The sequence below is a fragment of the Streptomyces sp. NPDC058240 genome (assembly GCF_042882135.1).
Classification (GTDB): domain Bacteria; phylum Actinomycetota; class Actinomycetes; order Streptomycetales; family Streptomycetaceae; genus Streptomyces.
This window is the reverse complement of sequence record NZ_JBHVWT010000004.1, coordinates 307,940-325,918: the sequence shown is the minus strand read 5'-3', so window position 1 is coordinate 325,918 and position 17,979 is coordinate 307,940. Positions and strand designations below refer to the sequence as shown.

At 72.3% G+C, this 17,979-nt stretch carries 15 protein-coding genes and 1 pseudogene; 5 read left to right on the top strand and 11 right to left on the bottom strand.

Translation table 11 applies throughout. From position 1 onward, the window contains the following. The first annotated feature begins 30 nt into the window (after positions 1-30). Positions 31-4,698 (top strand): HEAT repeat domain-containing protein, encoded by a 4,668-nt coding sequence (locus ACFVX4_RS11575; RefSeq protein WP_389974652.1) that lies wholly within the window; start codon positions 31-33, stop codon positions 4,696-4,698. A gap of 28 nt (positions 4,699-4,726) precedes the next feature. On the opposite strand, the gene ACFVX4_RS11570 is transcribed toward ACFVX4_RS11575, so the two are convergent. Both ACFVX4_RS11570 and ACFVX4_RS11565 read right to left on the bottom strand, forming a co-directional pair. After that, the gene (locus ACFVX4_RS11570; RefSeq protein WP_389974649.1) at positions 4,727-5,941 is read right to left on the bottom strand and encodes an acyl-CoA dehydrogenase family protein; all 1,215 of its coding nucleotides are present in this window, start codon (positions 5,939-5,941) and stop codon (positions 4,727-4,729) included. Between the two features lie 8 nt (positions 5,942-5,949). Beyond that, positions 5,950-6,972 (bottom strand): phosphotransferase family protein, encoded by a 1,023-nt coding sequence (locus tag ACFVX4_RS11565; protein WP_389974646.1) that lies wholly within the window; start codon positions 6,970-6,972, stop codon positions 5,950-5,952. A 179-nt stretch (positions 6,973-7,151) separates the two neighbouring features. On the opposite strand from ACFVX4_RS11565, the gene ACFVX4_RS11560 reads away from it, so the two are divergent. Both ACFVX4_RS11560 and ACFVX4_RS11555 read left to right on the top strand, forming a co-directional pair. Then, positions 7,152-8,441, top strand: coding sequence for a glucarate dehydratase family protein (locus tag ACFVX4_RS11560; RefSeq protein ID WP_389974643.1), 1,290 nt, complete (start codon positions 7,152-7,154; stop codon positions 8,439-8,441). Between the two features lie 67 nt (positions 8,442-8,508). Then, positions 8,509-9,453 (top strand): NADP-dependent oxidoreductase, encoded by a 945-nt coding sequence (locus ACFVX4_RS11555; protein WP_389974641.1) that lies wholly within the window; start codon positions 8,509-8,511, stop codon positions 9,451-9,453. Positions 9,454-9,482: 29 nt separating this feature from the next. On the opposite strand, the gene ACFVX4_RS11550 is transcribed toward ACFVX4_RS11555, so the two are convergent. The 6 genes from ACFVX4_RS11550 to ACFVX4_RS11525 form a co-directional block, all read right to left on the bottom strand. Further along, complete coding sequence (locus ACFVX4_RS11550; RefSeq protein WP_389974638.1) at positions 9,483-9,794, bottom strand: DUF202 domain-containing protein; 312 nt, start codon at positions 9,792-9,794, stop codon at positions 9,483-9,485. Next, on the bottom strand, positions 9,791-10,186 hold the full coding sequence (locus tag ACFVX4_RS11545; RefSeq protein WP_389974635.1) for a YidH family protein: 396 nt from the start codon (positions 10,184-10,186) through the stop codon (positions 9,791-9,793). Before ACFVX4_RS11545 ends, ACFVX4_RS11550 begins: the two co-directional genes overlap by 4 nt. 44 nt (positions 10,187-10,230) lie before the next feature. Further along, positions 10,231-10,752: an NUDIX domain-containing protein gene (locus tag ACFVX4_RS11540; protein WP_389974632.1), complete on the bottom strand. Its 522-nt coding sequence runs from the start codon at positions 10,750-10,752 to the stop codon at positions 10,231-10,233. A 34-nt stretch (positions 10,753-10,786) separates the two neighbouring features. Beyond that, positions 10,787-11,560, bottom strand: coding sequence for a glucose 1-dehydrogenase (locus ACFVX4_RS11535; RefSeq protein ID WP_389974629.1), 774 nt, complete (start codon positions 11,558-11,560; stop codon positions 10,787-10,789). A 59-nt stretch (positions 11,561-11,619) separates the two neighbouring features. Further along, entirely contained in the window at positions 11,620-12,249 is a 630-nt protein-coding gene (locus ACFVX4_RS11530) for a TetR/AcrR family transcriptional regulator (protein ID WP_389974626.1), read from the bottom strand. 68 nt (positions 12,250-12,317) lie between these two features. After that, positions 12,318-13,211 (bottom strand): DMT family transporter, encoded by an 894-nt coding sequence (locus tag ACFVX4_RS11525; protein ID WP_389974622.1) that lies wholly within the window; start codon positions 13,209-13,211, stop codon positions 12,318-12,320. 220 nt (positions 13,212-13,431) lie between these two features. Here ACFVX4_RS11525 and ACFVX4_RS11520 point away from each other — a divergent pair, with 220 nt between their 5' ends. Next, a complete protein-coding gene (locus ACFVX4_RS11520) occupies positions 13,432-15,087 on the top strand; it encodes an FAD-binding dehydrogenase (protein ID WP_389974619.1) in 1,656 nt (551 codons plus the stop codon). A 15-nt stretch (positions 15,088-15,102) separates the two neighbouring features. Here the strand turns inward: ACFVX4_RS11520 and ACFVX4_RS11515 are convergent, their stop codons facing one another. Beyond that, the gene (locus tag ACFVX4_RS11515) at positions 15,103-15,564 is read right to left on the bottom strand and encodes an ASCH domain-containing protein (protein WP_389974616.1); all 462 of its coding nucleotides are present in this window, start codon (positions 15,562-15,564) and stop codon (positions 15,103-15,105) included. Positions 15,565-15,839: 275 nt separating this feature from the next. Here ACFVX4_RS11515 and ACFVX4_RS11510 point away from each other — a divergent pair. After that, positions 15,840-15,986, top strand: a pseudogene (locus ACFVX4_RS11510) (formate dehydrogenase); the annotation flags it as partial. On the opposite strand, the gene ACFVX4_RS11505 reads toward ACFVX4_RS11510, so the two are convergent. After that, positions 15,975-17,372, bottom strand: a complete 1,398-nt coding sequence (locus ACFVX4_RS11505; protein ID WP_389974613.1) for a GntP family permease — start codon at positions 17,370-17,372, stop codon at positions 15,975-15,977. The pseudogene ACFVX4_RS11510 and the gene ACFVX4_RS11505 sit on opposite strands and share 12 nt — an antisense overlap. Before the next feature lie 11 nt (positions 17,373-17,383). Continuing rightward, positions 17,384-17,893 (bottom strand): gluconokinase, encoded by a 510-nt coding sequence (locus tag ACFVX4_RS11500; protein WP_351084232.1) that lies wholly within the window; start codon positions 17,891-17,893, stop codon positions 17,384-17,386. Positions 17,894-17,979 lie beyond the last annotated feature (86 nt).

The window sequence follows — 17,979 nt, the reverse complement described above, 5'->3', positions numbered from 1 at the left end:
GGCCGGAGAGCGCCCGGTTAGCATCCGACGATGCGGACGCCGGTCGACGAACACTTCCACGCCCTGGGCCGACTGATCGGGCACGAGGACCCCGGACAGCGTCATCTGGGGCTGGCCCGGCTGACCGAGCGCGTCACCGAGTGCCCCCCGTCCGACGACGGGGAGATGGACGCACTCGCCGGGCTGCTGCCCGCATCGCTGACCGGGCTGCCGGAGGCCGATCTCCTCCTGGCCGGGCTCTACGAGCGACTCGGCCACCGGCTGAGGGGTCGCCCCCGGCCGCCGTGGCGCACGGCCGGGCAACTGCCGGTACGGGTACGGATCGCCTGGCTGCGCGCCGATGTGCTCCACGATCCCGAGGCGCTCCGCGACGAGGCCCCGGGCGAACTCCTGTACCAGGCCGTGCGGGGGGCGGGCATCACCGGTACGCACCGGCCGGCGCGGCTCGTGGACGAGCTGGCGGGCAGCGGCGATCCGGTGCTTCAGGCCGAGGCGCTGCGACTGGCCCGGGAGGGGCTGCACGCCGGACTGCTGGCCCCGGCGCTGGTCCGGGAGGACCTGATCGGTCTGCTGGGAGCCGGCAGCGCCCCGGTCGTCGCCGGTGCGCTGGGCGGACTCGCCGAACCGTGGGCGGCGACGGACCCGCTGCCGCCCGGCCTCCTCGCTCCGTTCCTCTTCGTTGATCCGGTACGGGCGAGGCCCGGGGAACCGGTGAAGGGTTCAGCGCGGGAACAGGCCGGGGGACCGGCGGAGGACGCCGTGCGGGAATGGCCCGCGGTGGCCGCTGCCGCCCTCGCTGCCGCCGCGCGCCACGGCCACCGGGACCTGCTGCGCCACGTCGTCGGCGACCCCGGCCTTCCGCCGGGCCTTCGCCGACACGGGATGGAACTGCTCGGCGAGCTGGCGGACCGCGACGACATCGGCGAGCTGGCGGTCGTCGCCGCCCGCGATCCCCTGCTGCTCGGCGGCCCGGCCGTGGCCTGCCTGCGCGGTCTCCACCGGCGCGGGCACTTCCCGGACGGTCCCCACGTCTCCGCCGTCATCGGCCTGGCCCTGTCCGATCACTCGATCCCGCCCCGCGACGTGGCGACGATCCTCTTCACCTCCCGGAAGGAGACGCTCCGGGTACTGACGGACGCACCGGCCGACGATCCGTGCTGGCCGCGACGGCTCGCCCTGCTGGTCGCCCTGGCCGGGCAGGGAGCCGGCGATCTCCCGATCGGGGACGCCGTCGCACACGTACTGCCCTCCGCCCCCGCACCCGGGCCGTTCCTCGACGCGATCCGCGAACTGCGCCACGAGGATGCCGAGGAGGCCGTGATCGCCCTGCTGCCCTCGGCGCCGGCCGCGGCGCTGGACGCGCTGGAGGCGATCGGCGGCGACCGGACGGTACTGGCCCTGCGCGAAGGGCTGGGCCTCACCACGGACGGGACAGCGCCCCATCTGCGCGCCGTACGCAACCGCGCCCTCGAACTGCTGTGGCAGCTGAACCGCGATCCGGCGCAGCGCCGCGCCCTTCTCGTACGGCTCGACCCCGTCGTTCTGCCGCCGCGCATCGCGGCCGACCTCGGCGGACCGGACGAGCGGGAACTGGCCCTGCTGAGCTCCCACCTGGACCCGGACGCGCCGGTGGCGGCGCTGTGCCGGCTGGCGGCCCACGGCAACGCCGGCACCCTCCCGGTCATCGCCGACCTGCTGCTGCGCATCGTGGCCGAGCAGGCCGCGTCGAGGAGCCCGGACGCGGCGCCCCGGACAGGGGAGCACGGACAGCCGGCCGGTGAGCCCGCGGTGCCGCAGGAGGTTCTGGACGCCGTGAGCGCCCTGGGCCGCCGGCTCCACGGACGGGGCGCGATCCGGCCCGTCTGCCTGCTCGGCACCACGGACGCGCGGGAGGCCGGGCACGCGCTGGTCGCGACCGTGGCGCTGGACCTGCTGGACCGCCCCGGACTGTCCGACGACGAGCAGGTGGTCCTGCTCGAACTGCTGCTCAGGGCCCCCTGGACGGGCACCCGTGCGCGGGTGCACCGACTGCTGCGCCACCGCGACCGGCACGTACGCAAGCACGTCATCGCCCTGCTCGCCCGCGACGCCACGGGTGAGGACGCCCAGGCGCTCTCGGCCACGCTGATCGCGCTGACGAGGGCCCAGGACGTCCAGACCGTCCGGCAGGCGCTGCTCGCACTGGGCCATGCCCGGGCCCACTGGGCGAGCGCCGCGATCTCCGCATGTCTCGACCATCCGAACATGAACGTCAGGAAGACGGCGGCCGAGGCGCTGGTCCGGGCGGGCACACCGGTGGCGCTCCCGAAGCTCCTCTTCCGGCTCGGGCACGACGGCAACCCCGGACTGCGCGCCACACTCGTCGCGGCCCTGCGCGCCGTCCTCGGCGACGCCTATGCGGCCACCCTCGTCGCCGCCGCCGAACACAGCCGGGACGACGGCAACCGCCAACTACTGCTGGAGGGCCTCCACGGCGTCCTCGCCGCACGCTCGGTCCTCGCACTGCACGACCAGGAGTCACCGGTGGCGGTCACCCTGCTCACCCTGGTGGCGTCCCGCCGGGTCGGACTGGCCTCCGGCACCGTGAAGGATCTGGCGATGCCCATGGCCAGGCACGGGATCACCGCACCGACCGCCGGAGACCCGTCATCGGTGGCCGGCGAGGCGGACCGCGACATCAGGGCGCTGCTGACCGGGGGCTGGGATCCCGCGGTCGCGCTGCGCGTCGTCGAGCGGGACGAGCCGCTCGGCCCCGACCGGTCGGCACAGCTGCGGCCGATGCTGGCCGACTGGCTCCGGCTGGCGGGCTCCCGGCCGGAGCTCCGGAGCAAGGAGCCCCAGAACCAGGCGCCCCGGAACACGGCGCCCTGGAGCAAGGCGCTCCGGAACAAGGTGGTGCGGTTCGCGCTGCGGCTCTGCACCGAGCCCCGGGGCGACGCGGAGCTCACGGCGTTCGCCCGGTCCGCCCCGCTCCTGCTGGACGCGCTCGCCGACGCCCGGGACGAGGACCGGCACGACCTGATCGCCGTACTCGAAGCGGTCGCGCCGATGCTGACGGCCACCGGAAGGCCGGCCGCCGTCGCCGCGGTACGGGCCCTGCGCCCCGCGCCGGCGACGCCGAGCCGGTCCACGCTCACACTGCTGCGCCGCCTCGGCGCGGTACCGGTCCGCGCCGACCTCGAACGGGCCCTCGCGGGCGCCCGGCTCGGCGCCGACCCCTGGCGGGCCGAAACCGCCGTGCTCCGGGAGGCCTTCGCCGTACCGGAGACCGCCGACGGGCCCCTGCCCGCCGGGACCCGGGCCTGGCGGGTCGCGCTGGACGACGCGGTCCGCACACCGGGCGCACTGGAGGAGTTCTGCCGACGGGACGACGGCGCGGTCCCCTCGCGGGACCGGCTGACCGCGCTCATCGAGGCCCACTGGGGCGCCGACCCCGGGGTCCGGGCCACGCTCATCGACTGGATGACGCTGCTCCAGCCCATCGACGCGCCGCCCTGGACCATCGCCGAGACCGCCCACGCGCCGGCGTCACCACCGCGACGGGTACGCGTCGACGACCTGGACCAGCCGCGTTCGGCAGCCCTGCGGGAGCGGCTGCTGGCCATGCTGGGGTCGGCCGAGGCGGACCGCAGGCAGACCGCGGCCCAGGTGCTGGCGCGGTGGCCCGAGCCGGAGGCCCGCCTGGCGGTGCTGCGCGCGTACCTCCACGGCCGGGTCGGGCTGCCCGCCGGCGTCGACCCGGCCCGCGCACTGGGCGCCGTCGACGAGACGGAACTCCGGGGCGACGGGATCCTGCGCGACAGGGTGGCGCGTGCGGCCGCCGGGCTCGACCCGTGGGAACTGGAACAGCTGGTCCCGCTGCTGCTGGAGTGGTGGGAACACGCGCCGCCCGCCATGGGCCGGGCCGTCGGCGACGCGTTGCGCGCGTACCCCGCCGACGCGCTGGCCGGGGCACTGGGCGACCGCCTCGACGCCGGGGCCTGGGGCTTCCTGGATCTGCTCGTCGACCGTCCGCTCCTGCGCACCCCGGCGCTGACGCGGACCTGCCGACGCCTGCGTACCGAAGGGCGCGACGAACTCGCCGACCGGCTCCTGCTCGTGGAGGGACCGCTGCGCGGCCCGGACGCCGGGCGGCAGGACGCGGCGGCACTGGCGGTGCTCCGCGACCGTGGTGCGGCCGTACCCGCCGGAACCGGGCACCGCCCGACCCGGCAGGAACTGCTGGACCTGGCCGGAACCGGCACGCCGGAGCAGATCTGCCGGGCGCTCACGGAACTGGCCGGGGCGCACACCGGCCCGGAGCCGGACCAGGACCGGCAACTCCTCGACCTGCTCGGCGAGTTGATCACGCACCCCCGGTCCAAGGTCCGGCTGCGCGCCCACCGGACCTCCCGGGTGATGCTCGGCAGGGAGGTCCATCTGCGCCACACCGAACTCCTGCTGGACGACCCCCGGCCGGACGTGGTGCGCATGGCGATCCGGACGCTCTGCCGGGCGGGCTGGGAGCCGGCGATTCCCGCGGTGACGGGACTGCTCGGGCACCCGCACGCCGTCGTGCGCGAGGCGGCGGCCGAGGGGCTGGTCGAGCTGGGCGGGGCGGCGGTCCCGGCCCTCCGTAACGCCACCGCCCACGCCCGGCCCGACCGGCGCTCCCTGTACACGGAGGTACTCGACCGGATCAGGGCCGGTGAACACTGAGAGGTGACCCGCAATCCCTGGCCACCGCCTACACGTACCGCTTGATCTCCCGCCGGGCCAGCGACCGCTGATGCACCTCGTCCGGGCCGTCCGCCAGCCGCAACGTCCGGGCCGCCGCCCACAGTTCGGCCAGCGGGAAGTCCTGGCTCACCCCGCCCGCGCCGTGCAGCTGCACTGCCTGGTCGAGGACGTCGACCACCGCGCGCGGGGTGGCGATCTTGATGGCCTGGATCTCCGTGTGCGCGCCCCGGTTGCCCACCGTGTCCATCAGCCAGGCCGTCTTCAGCACCAGCAACCGCAGCTGCTCCACCGTGACCCGCGCGTCCGCGATCCAGTTCTGCACGACGCCCTGCTGGGCGAGCGGCTTGCCGAAGGCCGTACGGGACACCGCCCGCCTGCACATCAGCTCGATGGCCCGCTCGGCCATGCCGATCAGCCGCATGCAGTGGTGGATCCGGCCCGGTCCCAGCCGTGCCTGGGCGATGGCGAAGCCGCCGCCCTCCTCGCCGATCAGATTCTCGGCCGGCACCCGCACATCGGTGAAGACGACTTCCGCGTGACCGCCGTGGTAGTGGTCCTCGTACCCGTACACCTGCATGGCGCGGCGCACTTCGAGGCCGGGGGTGTCGCGGGGGACCAGGATCATCGACTGCTGGCGGCGGATGTCGGGGCCGTCCGGGTCGGTCTTGCCCATCACGATGAAGATCTTGCAGTCCGGGTTCATCGCCCCGGAGATGTACCACTTGCGGCCGTTGATGACGTAGTCCCCGCCGTCCCGCACGATCCGGGTCTCGATGTTCGTCGCGTCCGACGAGGCGACCTCGGGCTCCGTCATCGCGAACGCCGAGCGGATCTCACCGGCCAGCAGCGGCTCCAGCCACTGCTTCTTCTGCTCGTCCGTGGCGAACTGGAAGAGCACCTCCATGTTCCCGGTGTCGGGAGCCGCGCAGTTGAGCGCGGTCGGCGCCAACTGCGGGGACCGGCCGGTGATTTCGGCGAGCGGGGCGTACTGGAGATTGGTCAGCCCGGCCCCGTACTCGGCGTCCGGGAGGAAGAGGTTCCACAGGCCCTGCCTGCGCGCCTCGGCCTTCAGGTCCTCGACGATCCGCGGCGTGTCCCACGGGGAGGCCAGCAGCGCGCGCTGCTCGTCCGCGATCTTCTCGGCCGGGTGGACGTGCTCGTCCATGAAGGCGAGCAGCTTGGCGCGCAGCTCTTCGGTGCGGGCGTCGAATGCGAAGTCCATGGGGGTGATCAGCCTTCCTGGAGGGTGGTGAGGCCGTGCTCGATGAAGACCGGGACGAGATCGCCGATGCGGTCGAAGCCGGCGCCGACGGTCTGGCCCAGGGTGTAGCGGTAGTGGATGCCCTCCAGGATCACGGCGAGCTTGAACCAGGCGAACGCCGTGTACCAGGAAATGGCGGAGGTGTCCCGGCCGGAGCGGGCGGCATAGCGCTCGATCAGTTCGGCGGGGGAGGGGTGGCCCGCCGCGCCGCTGGTGGTGGAGACCGGCGAATCGGCCAGACCGAGGTCGGAGCTGTACATCACCAGCAGGCCGAGGTCGGTCAGCGGGTCGCCGAGCGTCGACATCTCCCAGTCGAGGACGGCCTTGATCCGGTCGTCCGAGCCGATCAGGACGTTGTCCAGCCGGTAGTCGCCGTGCACGACGGTGGGCGCGGACGAGACGGGCAGCTCGCGCCCGAGCGCGGCGTGCAGTTCGTCGATGCCGGGCAGCTCGCGGTTGCGCGACGCGTCCAGCTGCTTGCCCCAGCGGCGCAGCTGCCGGTCGAGGAAGCCCTCGGGGCGCCCGAAGTCGCCGAGTCCGACGGACTCCGGGTCCACGGCGTGGAGTGCGACGAGGGTGTCGACGAGCTCGAGGACCGCCTCCCGGGTGCGCTCGGCGCCCAGCGGGGCGAGCTGCTCGACGGTGCGGTACGGGGTGCCCTCGACGTACTCCATGACGTAGAAGGGCGACCCGATCACCGAGTCGTCCTCGCAGAGCAGTACCGGCTCGGGGACCGGAACGGCCGTCGGGTGCAGGGCGCTGATCACCCGGTGCTCGCGCCTCATGTCGTGCGCGGTGGCCAGCACATGGCCCAGCGGGGGCCTGCGGACGACCCAGCGGCCGGTGCCGTCCGTGACGGTGTACGTCAGGTTCGACCGGCCGCCCTCGATCAGCCGGGCTTCGAGCGGTCCGCTCACCAGCCCCGGGCGCTCGCGGTCGAGATGTCCGCGCAGCCGGTCGAGGTCGAGACCTGGCGGGGGGACTGAGCTCATCGTGCGCACCTCCGAGGGGTGAAAGACGGTCGGAGACCATCATGCCGACCAGTCGGTATGTCGTCCAGTGCGTGCCCGGGATCCATCGGGTGGAGTCGTATCCGGGTCCGGCGGGCGGACTCGCGCCCTACTTGGCCCGGAGTCTGGTATTCAGTCGCATCCCTGAATAGAGTTCACGTATGAATACAGAGCTGCTGATCGACGAAGTCCGGCTGACCCCGATCCTGATAGCCGACCCGCCCCTGCTCAACACCCAGGGCGTCCACCAGCCCTACACCCCGCGGCTCATCGTGGAGGTCGTCACACGCGGTGGGGTCACGGGTATCGGCGAGACGTACGGGGACGGCAAGTACCTCGAACTCGCCCGGCCGCTCGCCACCGCACTCACCGGACGCCCGGTCAGCGATCTGAACGGACTGTTCGCCCTGGCCGATGAGGTGTGCGGTGATTCACGCGCGGCCGACGACCGGGTCGACGCGGGCGGGCTGCGCGGCGTCCAGACCGCCGACAAGCTCAGGCTCTCCGTCGTCTCGGGCTTCGAGGTCGCCTGCCTGGACGCGCTGGGCAAGTCCCTCGGCCTCCCCGTGCACGCCCTGCTCGGCGGGAAGGTCCGCGACAGCGTCGAGTACAGCGCCTATCTCTTCTACCGCTGGGCCGCTCACCCCGAGGGCGGCGAGCAGGACGACTGGGACGCGGCCCTCGACCCGGCCGGAGTCGTCGCCCAGGCCCGGCGCTTCGCCCGCGAGTACGGCTTCTCCTCCTTCAAGCTCAAGGGCGGCGTCTTCGAACCCGACCGGGAGATCGCCGCCATCCGCGCCCTCGCCGAGGAGTTCCCCGGGCAGCCGCTGCGCCTCGACCCCAACGGCGCCTGGTCCGTCGAGACCTCGCTCCACGTCGCCGAGCAGCTGAAGGACGTACTCGAATACCTGGAGGACCCGGCGAGCGGCACGGACCTGATGGCCTCGGTCGCGGCAGGCACCGACGTACCGCTCGCCACCAACATGTGCGTGACCACCCTCGCCGAGGTGCCGGAGGCCTTCGCCCGTGGCGCCGTGCAGGTCGTCCTCTCCGACCACCACTACTGGGGCGGGCTGCACCGTACCCGTGAACTGGCCGGGATCTGCCGCACCTTCGGCGTCGGACTCTCCATGCACTCCAACACCCACCTCGGCATCAGCCTCGCCGCGATGACCCATGTCGCGGCCACCGTTCCCAACCTCGACTACGCCTGCGACAGCCACTACCCCTGGCAGACCGAGGACGTCATCACCGCCCGCCATGTCTTCCGGGACGGCCGGCTCACCGTGCCCGACGCACCCGGGCTCGGTGTCGAACTCGACCGCGAACGCCTGGCCGCGCTGCACCGGCGCTGGCTCGACGACGACGGCACGATGCGCGAGCGCGACGACGCGGCCGCGATGCGCAAGGCCGAGCCGGGGTGGGAGACGCCGACGATCCCGCGCTGGTGACGAGACCGTCGCCCGGGACACGACGGCCTGACTTGCGGGGGCCCGGACCCGCACCGAAGGTCGGTGCATGAAGGCGATCAGCTACAGCGGGTACGGCGGGGCCGACGTCCTGGAGTACGGCGAGCGGCCCGACCCCAAGATCGGCCCGGACTCCGTCCTGGTGAAGGTGCGGGCCGCGGCCGTCAATCCGGTCGACTGGAAGGCCCGCGAGGGCTACCTGGACGCCGCACTGGAGGCGGTGTTCCCGGTGATCCCCGGCTGGGACGTGTCCGGCGTCGTCGTGCAGCCCGGAACGGCCGTCGACGAGTTCGCGGTCGGCGACGAGGTCATCGGCTATGTGCGGGAGGACTTCCTCAGCCGCGGCACGTTCGCCGAATACGTTGCCGCGCCCGTGCGCACCCTCGCCCGCAAGCCGCTGAGCCTGAGCTTCGAGGAGGCGGCCGGACTGCCGCTGGCCGGTCTCACCGCCTATCAGGTGCTGCACCGCTCCCTGCGGATCCGCGACGGCGACACGGTCCTCGTCCACGCGGCGGCCGGCGGGGTGGGCTCCTTCGCCGTCCAGCTCGCCCGGCACGCCGGCGCCCGCGTCATCGGCACCGCGAGCGAGCACAACCACGATCATGTCCGGCAGCTCGGCGGGGAACCGGTGGCCTACGGGGACGGCCTCGCCGACCGGCTGCGGGCCCTGGCCCCGGACGGCGTCGACGCCGCGTTCGACACCGTCGGCGGCGAGGCGCTCCGGGTCTCCGCCGAAGTGCTGAAGCCCGGGGGCCGCCTGGCCTCCGTCGCGGACGGCGAGGTCCTCGCGTACGGCGGCCGCTACGCCTACGTACGACCGGACGCGAAGGACCTCACCCATCTGGCCGAACTGGCCGAACAGGGCATCGTCACGGTCCATGTGGAACGGGTCTTCCCGCTGGAACAGGCGGCGGACGCCTACCGGCTGAACGAGCAGGGGCGCACCCGCGGAAAGATCGTCGTCACCGTCCCCTGGGAGGTCCCGGACCTCTGACGGCCGCCCGCGCCCGGCGCCCGGAACACTCAGAACAGCATGGCCGAGGCGAACACCGCGAGCGCCACCGTGCACGCCGCCGCGGTCAGCGCGCCGCGCGCCGACAGCGGTCGCGGCCGCGCGGTCCCCATCCCGAGCACCCGCAGATGCGCCACCCGCAGGAAACCCAGCCAGGCCAGGGCGCTCAGCGACACCGCCACGATCGCGGCCGGGCCCGCCCCGCCGTGCAGCGCCTGCTTGACCGCCAGCAGTGCCACCACCGTGCACGACAGCGTCGTACGCCGCCAGGCCAGCCGGGTCCGTTCCGGCTGAAGTCCGGGGTCGCGCCCCTGGGAGGTCACCGGCCCTCCCAGCCGAAGAAGACCACCACCACCATCGCCACCGCGACGACCCCGACGGCCAGTGCGAGCAGCGTCGGGAACCGCGAGACCGGAAGGTCCTCCCCGCGCCGCATCGCCCGTTCGCACCGCACCCAGTGGTTGACCGCCCGCAGCGCACACAGCACACCGGCCGCCAGCAGAGCGAGCGCCAGACCGGCGCGGATGCCCCAGGCCAGCTCCGGCAGGAACTGGTCGACCGCGAACCCGCCGCCGATCAGCGCCAGAGCCGTCCGGATCCAGGCGAGGAAGGTGCGCTCGTTGGCGAGCGAGAACCGGTAATCGGGGGTGTCGCCCTCTTCGCGGATGCGCTGCGGTGCGAACCACAGCCGCAGGCTCTGTACGAATTCGTTCACGTGTGAACCTTATCTGCCGCTTTGCGGGTGATCGCCGGTCGGGCTCAGGAGGCCGTTCCGGCCGCCCGGAAGGCGCGCAGCCGGTGGTACGCCTCCAGGCCGTCCGGCACCCACTCCCGGTCGCCGATCTGCCGCGCCAGCTCGTCATCGGTGAGGAAGGTGTGCCAGGCGACCTCCTCCACCTGCGGGTTCACCGGCAGCTCGCACCGTACCTGGTAGATGTACGACCACCAGGAGTGCCCGGCGTCCTCGTAGCGGAACTTGAAGAGCGGTTCGGGCCGGGGGAGCCCGGACACCCCCAGCTCCTCCTCGGCCTCCCGCAGCGCCGCCTCGTCGTACGACTCACCGGCGCCGACCACCCCGCCGACGAACATGTCGTAGTGGGACGGGAAGACCAGCTTGCCCGGGGTCCTGCGGTGGACGAAGAGCCGGCCCTCCGCGTCCCGGGCCTCGATGAAGACGCAGCGATGGCGAAGGCCCCGCGCGGTCGCCTCACCGCGCGGGGCCTGCCCCACGACCACGTCGTTCTCGTCGACGATGTCCAGGATCTCGTCAGAGGGAGTCATGCTCCCCATCCAACATCAGACCATCGCGGGACGATCACTGCCCCATGACGTACTTGACGGTCGGGCCCGTGGTCCAGCCGCCGTCCACGGCCAGCTCGGCACCGGTGATGTACGAAGCGGCGTCCGAGAGCAGGAACGTGACCGCCTCCGCGATCTCCGGGGCCTCGCCGACCCGGCCCATCGGGGTGTTCGGGTAGTTGCCCTCGCCCCGCTGGATGCCGACGGACGCGGTCATCGGCGTGTAGACCATGCCGGGGTGCACCGAGTTCACCCGGATCCTCGCCGTGCCGAGCTCCACCGCGCCGACCTTCGTCAGACCGCGCACGCCCCACTTCGAGGCGCCATAGCTGGAGGTCAGGGCGAGGCCCATCAGACCGGCGGCCGAGGAGATGTTGACGATCGAACCGCCGCCGTTCTCCTTCATCACCGGAATCACCGTCTTCATTCCGATGAAGACGGCCGTCAGGTTGATGTCGATGACCTTGCGGAAGTGCTCGACGGTCTCGCTCTCCAGCGGCTGGCCGGTGGATACTCCGGCGTTGTTGACCAGCCCGTCGATCCGTCCGAACTCGGCGAGGGCGAACTCCGCGACGCGCCGCCAGTCCTCCTCGGAGGTCACGTCGTGGTGTACGAAGCGGGCCTTGGCCCCCAGCTCCGCGGCGGTGGCGGCGCCTTCCTCGTCGAGCACATCGGTGATCACCACATGGGCGCCGCCCGCCACCGCGAGGCGGGCGGCCTCGGCGCCCAGGCCCCGGGCGCCGCCGGTGATGATGACGGTCTTGTCGGTGAGGTTGCTCTTGTCGGTCATGTCGCTTCCTTCATGTGGTGCAGGTGGCAAGTGGTGCGGGTGGTACGTGGTGCGGGTGGTCACGCGCTGCCCGGCACGGGGGCGTGCAGGAACGCGGTGGTGGTCTCGACGAGATCGGCGAGGAAGAGCTCGTCGCCGGTCAGCGGTTCGGTGCCGTCGAGACGCTGGCGGGCGCGGTCGGCCAGCGCCGCGCCGATCAGGGTGAGCGCCAGATCCAGGCGCTCCAGGCGCACCGGACCCGGCAGGCCGCCCAGGCAGTCCCCGATGCGGCCGATCAGACGTCCGTAGTCGGTGCCGTCCAGGACGGGGTGCAGCCGCCCGGTCCGCAGCCCGGTCTCATGGCTGAGCCGGGCCGAGATCCGCAGGCAGCGGCGACCGCGGTCGTCGGCGAGCAGGCTCGCCTCGGCCGTCACCAGCGCGGTGAGCAGCTCCCGTACGCCGCAGTCCGCGCCCAGTGCGTCGAGCAGGGGTGCCACCACCTGTTCGGTACGGGCCTGGCGGACCGCCATCACCGCGTCGAGCAGCCCGGCCCGGGAACCGAAGTGGTACTGGACCGCGGAAGGGTTGCTCTGCCCGGCCAGCCGGACGATGTCCCGCAGCTGGGCGCCGTCCGGTCCCTGCGCGGCGAAGATCTCCTCGGCCGCGCGGATCAGCTTGTCCCTGGTCTCCTGCCCCGACGTTCGCGACATGGCGCCATTCTAATGCTGGCCATTATTAAAAACCAGTGCGGACGGCCGCTCGGGACCGACGGCCCCGCTCAGTTCGGCTGCAGGCTCTTCTCGCGGCGCCCGCCCACCGGCCCCTCCGGCATCGCCGGATGCAGCCCGAGCAGCACGATCCCGACGACGATCGCGGCGAGGCCGACCGCCTGCCAGGCCAGCGCGCCGGTGTCGGTGCGCAGCTGGTCGCCGAGGAAACCGACCCCGCAGGCGATCCCGGCCAGCGGCTGGGAGGCGGTCAGTGGGGGCAGCGAGACCCGGAGCGGGCCCGTCTCGAACGCGCTCTGCACCAGCAGCAGCCCCGTCACCCCCAGCGCCACCACTGCGTACGGCTGCCACGCCGTCACCAGCGCCGCCCACCCGTCGTCGGACAGCCGCTGGCCGCTGACCCGGGTGAGCGCGTCCTGCAGTCCGTACAGCAGTCCGGCCGCCACGGCGAGCAGCGCGGGGGCGACCCCGGACTCGGAGCGTTTGGCGAAGGCGGTCAGCAGCAGCGCGGTGCCCACGACCACGCCGATCACCAGCCAGTGCCGCACCGGGCTGGTCACCGCCTCGCCACCCTGCGGCTGGCCCGCCAGCAGGAAGGCGGCGACCCCGCCGGCCAGCAGCCAGAGACCGGCCCAGCCCTGACGGCCGAGCCGCTGACCGGTGCGATGGCGTGACAGGGCCATCGCGAAGAGCAGATTGGTCGCGAGGAGAGGTTCGACGACGGACACCTCGCCCTTGCCCAGGGCCAGGGCGCCCAGCACCATGCCGCAGACCATCAGCCCGATCCCGGCCAGCCAGCTCGGCACCCGCATCAGGTCCAGCAGCAGCCGGGGGGAGAGGTAGTCGCTCCTCGGGGCGTGCGAAGCGGCGGCCTGCTGCAGGACGAAGCCGAATCCCAGACAGCAGGCGGCACTCACGGCGAGCACGAGGACCAGCACCGACACGCTTCTACCTCAAGTCAGGCCAGAAGTGGGTGATTTGTATCGACGATAGCGCTTGCGTCCCGGGGACGCGGCCGGAGCGCGGCCGACCGGGCGGTTGACGCCGCAGCGGCCGGTGCCGAAGATCTGACGCACGAGTAACTTCCGGCTCCGGAGACGGCTCGGAGACGGTTCGGAGCCGGACCGTGGCCGCGACCGGATCGCCCCGACAAGGATGGAACCCATGGCGTACGACGCTGATGTGATCGTTATCGGGGCAGGGCTCGCCGGTCTGGTGGCCACTGCCGAGCTGGTCGACGCCGGCCGCTCGGTGATCCTGCTCGACCAGGAGCCCGAGCAGGCGATCGGCGGCCAGGCGCACTGGTCCTTCGGCGGTCTCTTCCTCGTCGACTCGCCCGAGCAGCGCCGGATGCGGATCAAGGACAGCCATGAGCTGGCCCTCCAGGACTGGCTCGGCACGGCGGGCTTCGACCGGAAGGAGGACCACTGGCCGCGGAAGTGGGCCGAGGCGTACGTCGACTTCGCGGCCGGTGAGAAGCGCCCCTGGCTGCACGCCCAGGGGCTGCGGATCTTCCCCGTCGTCGGCTGGGCCGAGCGCGGCGGCTACGACGCGAACGGCCACGGCAACTCCGTACCCCGCTTCCACATCACCTGGGGCACCGGCCCCGGCATCGTCGCCCCCTTCGAGCGCCGGGTGCGCGCGGGCGTCGCCAAGGGGCTCGTGGAGTTCAGGTTCCGTCACCGGGTCACCGGACTCGGCCGCACCGCGGGCGACGTCGACACGGTGACCGGCGAGGTGCTGGAACCGAGCGCCGCCGCCCGGGGCACCGCGAGCAGCCGCCGGGCGACCGGCACGTTCGAGCTCAGGGCCCAGGCGGTGATCGTCACCTCCGGCGGCATCGGCGGCAACCACGACCTGGTGCGCAAGCAGTGGCCCCGGCGGCTCGGGACCCCGCCCGCGAAGATGCTCTCCGGCGTGCCCGCCCATGTCGACGGGCTCATGCTCGGCATCGCCGAGGAGGCGGGCGCCCACCACATCAACCGCGACCGGATGTGGCACTACACCGAGGGCATCGAGAACTGGAACCCGATCTGGGCCAAGCACGGCATCCGGATCCTGCCCGGACCGTCCTCGCTCTGGCTGGACGCACGCGGCAAGCGGCTGCCGGTCCCGCTCTTCCCGGGCTTCGACACCCTCGGCACCCTCGAACACATCATGAGGTCCGGCCACGACTACACCTGGTTCGTCCTCGACCAGAGGATCATCGGCAAGGAGTTCGCGCTCTCCGGATCCGAGCAGAACCCGGATCTGACCGGAAAGTCGATCCGCGACGTGATCGGCCGGGCCCGAGCCGACGTACCGGCCCCAGTGAAGGCGTTCATGGACAACGGGGTGGACTTCGTCGTCGAGAAGGACCTCGCCGCGCTCGTCCGGGGCATGAACGCGCTCACCGAGGAACCGCTGATCGACGAGGCCGAACTGCGCCGCGAGATCACCGCACGCGACCGTGAGATCGCCAACCCCTTCACCAAGGACCTCCAGATCACCGCGATCCACGGAGCCCGCGCCTATCTCGGCGACAAGCTGATCCGTACGGCGGCGCCGCACCGCATCCTCGACCCCAAGGCCGGCCCGCTGATCGCCGTACGGCTGAACATCCTGACCCGCAAGTCGCTCGGCGGACTGGAGACGGACCTGTCCTCCCGGGTGCTGACCGCGGACGGCACCCCCCTGGCCGGTGTGTACGCGGCGGGGGAGGCGGCCGGTTTCGGCGGCGGCGGGGTGCACGGCTACCGCTCGCTGGAAGGGACCTTCCTCGGCGGCTGCATTTTCTCCGGCCGCGCGGCCGGACGGGCGGCGGCGAAGGCGGTCGGCTAGGCCGACAGGGCCTGGCTAGAGCGTGTCGTCCGGAGCGGGCGCCCCCGCGGCGCGGTCCAGCAGCTCGACGACCCGGAACCGTTCGGCGACGACCATGGTGTCGTCGTCGACGGTGAACGACGGGTCGCCGAGCGCCTCCCGCATCTCCTCGCCGTGCCAGAACTTCTCGTGTCCCGCGCGCCACTCGGCGACCGATGTGTCGCCCTCGCCCTCGTCGATCGCATGCTGGAGGTCCACGTCGCCGAGGCGCAGCACCCGTACCTCCGTCACCTCCAGCACCGCGGTCTCGCGGCCGTCCGAGTCGATCAGCGCGGACCGCTCACCCACCGGAGGCAGCTCCTCCTTCTCCGCCTCGTACTCCGCGAGCAGCCCGGTCGTCGACACCTTCGTGCCGGCGAGCACCGCCCGCACCAGCTGATCGCGCAGCGGTCCGGGGAAGGCGAGCAGAAAGGGCTTGAGGGGTTCACGGTTCGACATGGCACCAAGTCTGACATGTCCCCCGGGGTGCGGTGCCGGGGCGTGCGCCCGGCCGGGGCTGCCAACTGTGCGCCGGGCGAACGGAGTTGGGGGCGGGTCCGGGCAGGTGGCCCGCGGCCCCTGGCGGCCGGCGGCGCCGACTGGTCGAATGGCCGGGTGAACAGTCGCCCTCCCGACACCGAAGGCACCTCCGTGGGCCGCCGTCTCGTCCTGGCCATGCCCGGTCCGGGCGCCGCCGGGGGTCGTCGCGGCGCCCGTGCTGCAACGCACGCTGGAACATGGCAATGGCGCTCGCCGACCCGGAGGCACGCCGTGGCATGCGCACCGGGTCGGTCGAGCGCCATTGGGCACGGTCACAGCATGCGCTGTGGGGGGAGGACCGTGCGGGCGGCAGGTCGCCGGGACAGGCCCTAGACGACTAGCGAAAGCAGCAGGATGAAGGCCAGCGAGACCACGGAGATGATGGTCTCCATCACCGACCAGGTCTTCACCGTCTGGCCGACGTTCATGCCGAAGTATTCCTTCACCAGCCAGAACCCGGCGTCATTGACATGGCTGAAGAAGAGCGAGCCCGCGCCGACGGCGAGGACCAGCAGAGCGGCGTGGGACGTCGACATGTCGGCGGCCAGCGGGGCGACCAGACCGGCCGCCGAGATGGTGGCCACGGTCGCCGAACCGGTCGCGAGCCGGATCGCGACGGCGATCAGCCAGCCCAGCAGCAGCGCCGGGATCGACCAGTCCTTGGAGAAGTCCAGGATCATCTGGCCCACGCCGGCGTCGATGAGGGTCTGCTTGAACCCGCCGCCCGCGCCCACGATGAGCAGCACACCGGCGATCGGGGCAAGGGACTTCTCGACGGTGGTGGAGAGCCGGCCCTTGGTGAAACCGGCCGCCCGGCCCAGCGTGAACATGCCGACTATGACGGCCGCCAGGAGCGCGATCAGCGGCGAGCCGATCACATCGGTGACCTTCTGGAGGCTCTGCTCCGGGTCGTCCACGACGATGTCGACCAGGGCCTTGATCAGCATCAGCACGACCGGCAGCAGGATGGTCGCCAGGGTGGCGCCGAAGCTGGGGCGACGGTCGAGCTCCTCCGAGGGGCGCTGCGGAATCATCTTCTCCGGAGCCTTGATGTCCACCCAGCGCGCCGCGTAGCGGGAGAAGACCGGCCCCGCGATGATCACGGTCGGGATCGCGACCAGCACACCCAGCGCCAGCGTGACACCGAGGTTGGCGCCGAGGGCGTCGATCGCCACCAGCGGGCCGGGGTGCGGCGGGATCAGGCCGTGCATCACGGAGAGACCGGCCAGCGCCGGGATACCGATCCGCATCAGGGAGAAGTTGCCGCGCTTCGCGACGAGCAGCACCACCGGGATCAGCAGCACGATGCCGACCTCGAAGAAGAGCGGCAGGCCGATGATCGAGGCGATCAGGACCATCGCCCACGGCATGGAGCGCCTGCTCGCCTTCGCGAGGATGGTGTCGACGATCTGGTCCGCGCCACCGGAGTCGGCCAGCAGCTTGCCGAGGATCGCGCCGAGCGCGATGAGCACACCGACACCCGCGACGGTCGAGCCGAGGCCGGCGGTGAAGCTGGCGATCGTCCTGGCCGGGGCGGCACCGGCGAACGAGCCGAGCGCCAGCGAGCCGATGGTCAGCGCGAGGAACGCGTGCATCTTGAACTTGGTGATGAGCAGAACGATGACGGCGATGCCCGCCAGAACGGCGATACCCAACTGCGCGTTGCCTGCCGAAGTGATCGGTTCGACGGCGTCCGCTGCCAACATCTCGACGCTGAGACTGGTCACGGTGGTGATCCTTAGTTATCGAGCCGGCGCAACGCGGCGACGGCTCGCTGGGTGATTTCTTCGGGGGTGCCGGACACATCGACCGAGACACCGGCCTCGTCCTCCTGCAGCGGCTGGAGGGTGGCGAACTGCGAGTCGAGCAGCGCAGTGGGCATGAAGTGCCCCTTGCGCTCCGCCATGCGTGCCTCGATCAGAGCCCGGTCGCCGGTCAGGTGGAGGAAGACCGCGCCGGGTGCCTCGGCGCGCAGCCGGTCCCGGTAGGCCCGCTTGAGCGCCGAGCTGCTCACCACTCCGCCGAGCCCCGCCCGGCCGTGCGCCCACTGACCGATCGCGTCGAGCCAGGGCCACCGGTCGGAGTCGTCCAGCGGGGTGCCGGCCGACATCTTGGCGATGTTCGCCGCGGGATGGAAGTCATCGCCCTCTGCGTACGGAACGCCGAGTTCGGCGGCGAGCAGGGGGCCGATCGTGGTCTTGCCGGTCCCTGCTACGCCCATCACCACGACGACGTGGGGGGTGCTCATTGGTGGTGCCTCGCAGTCTTGTTCGACGTCTTCCTCGACATCGGTCCGTCGCGCTACTGAAACCTATACGTACGACTTATTCAAGA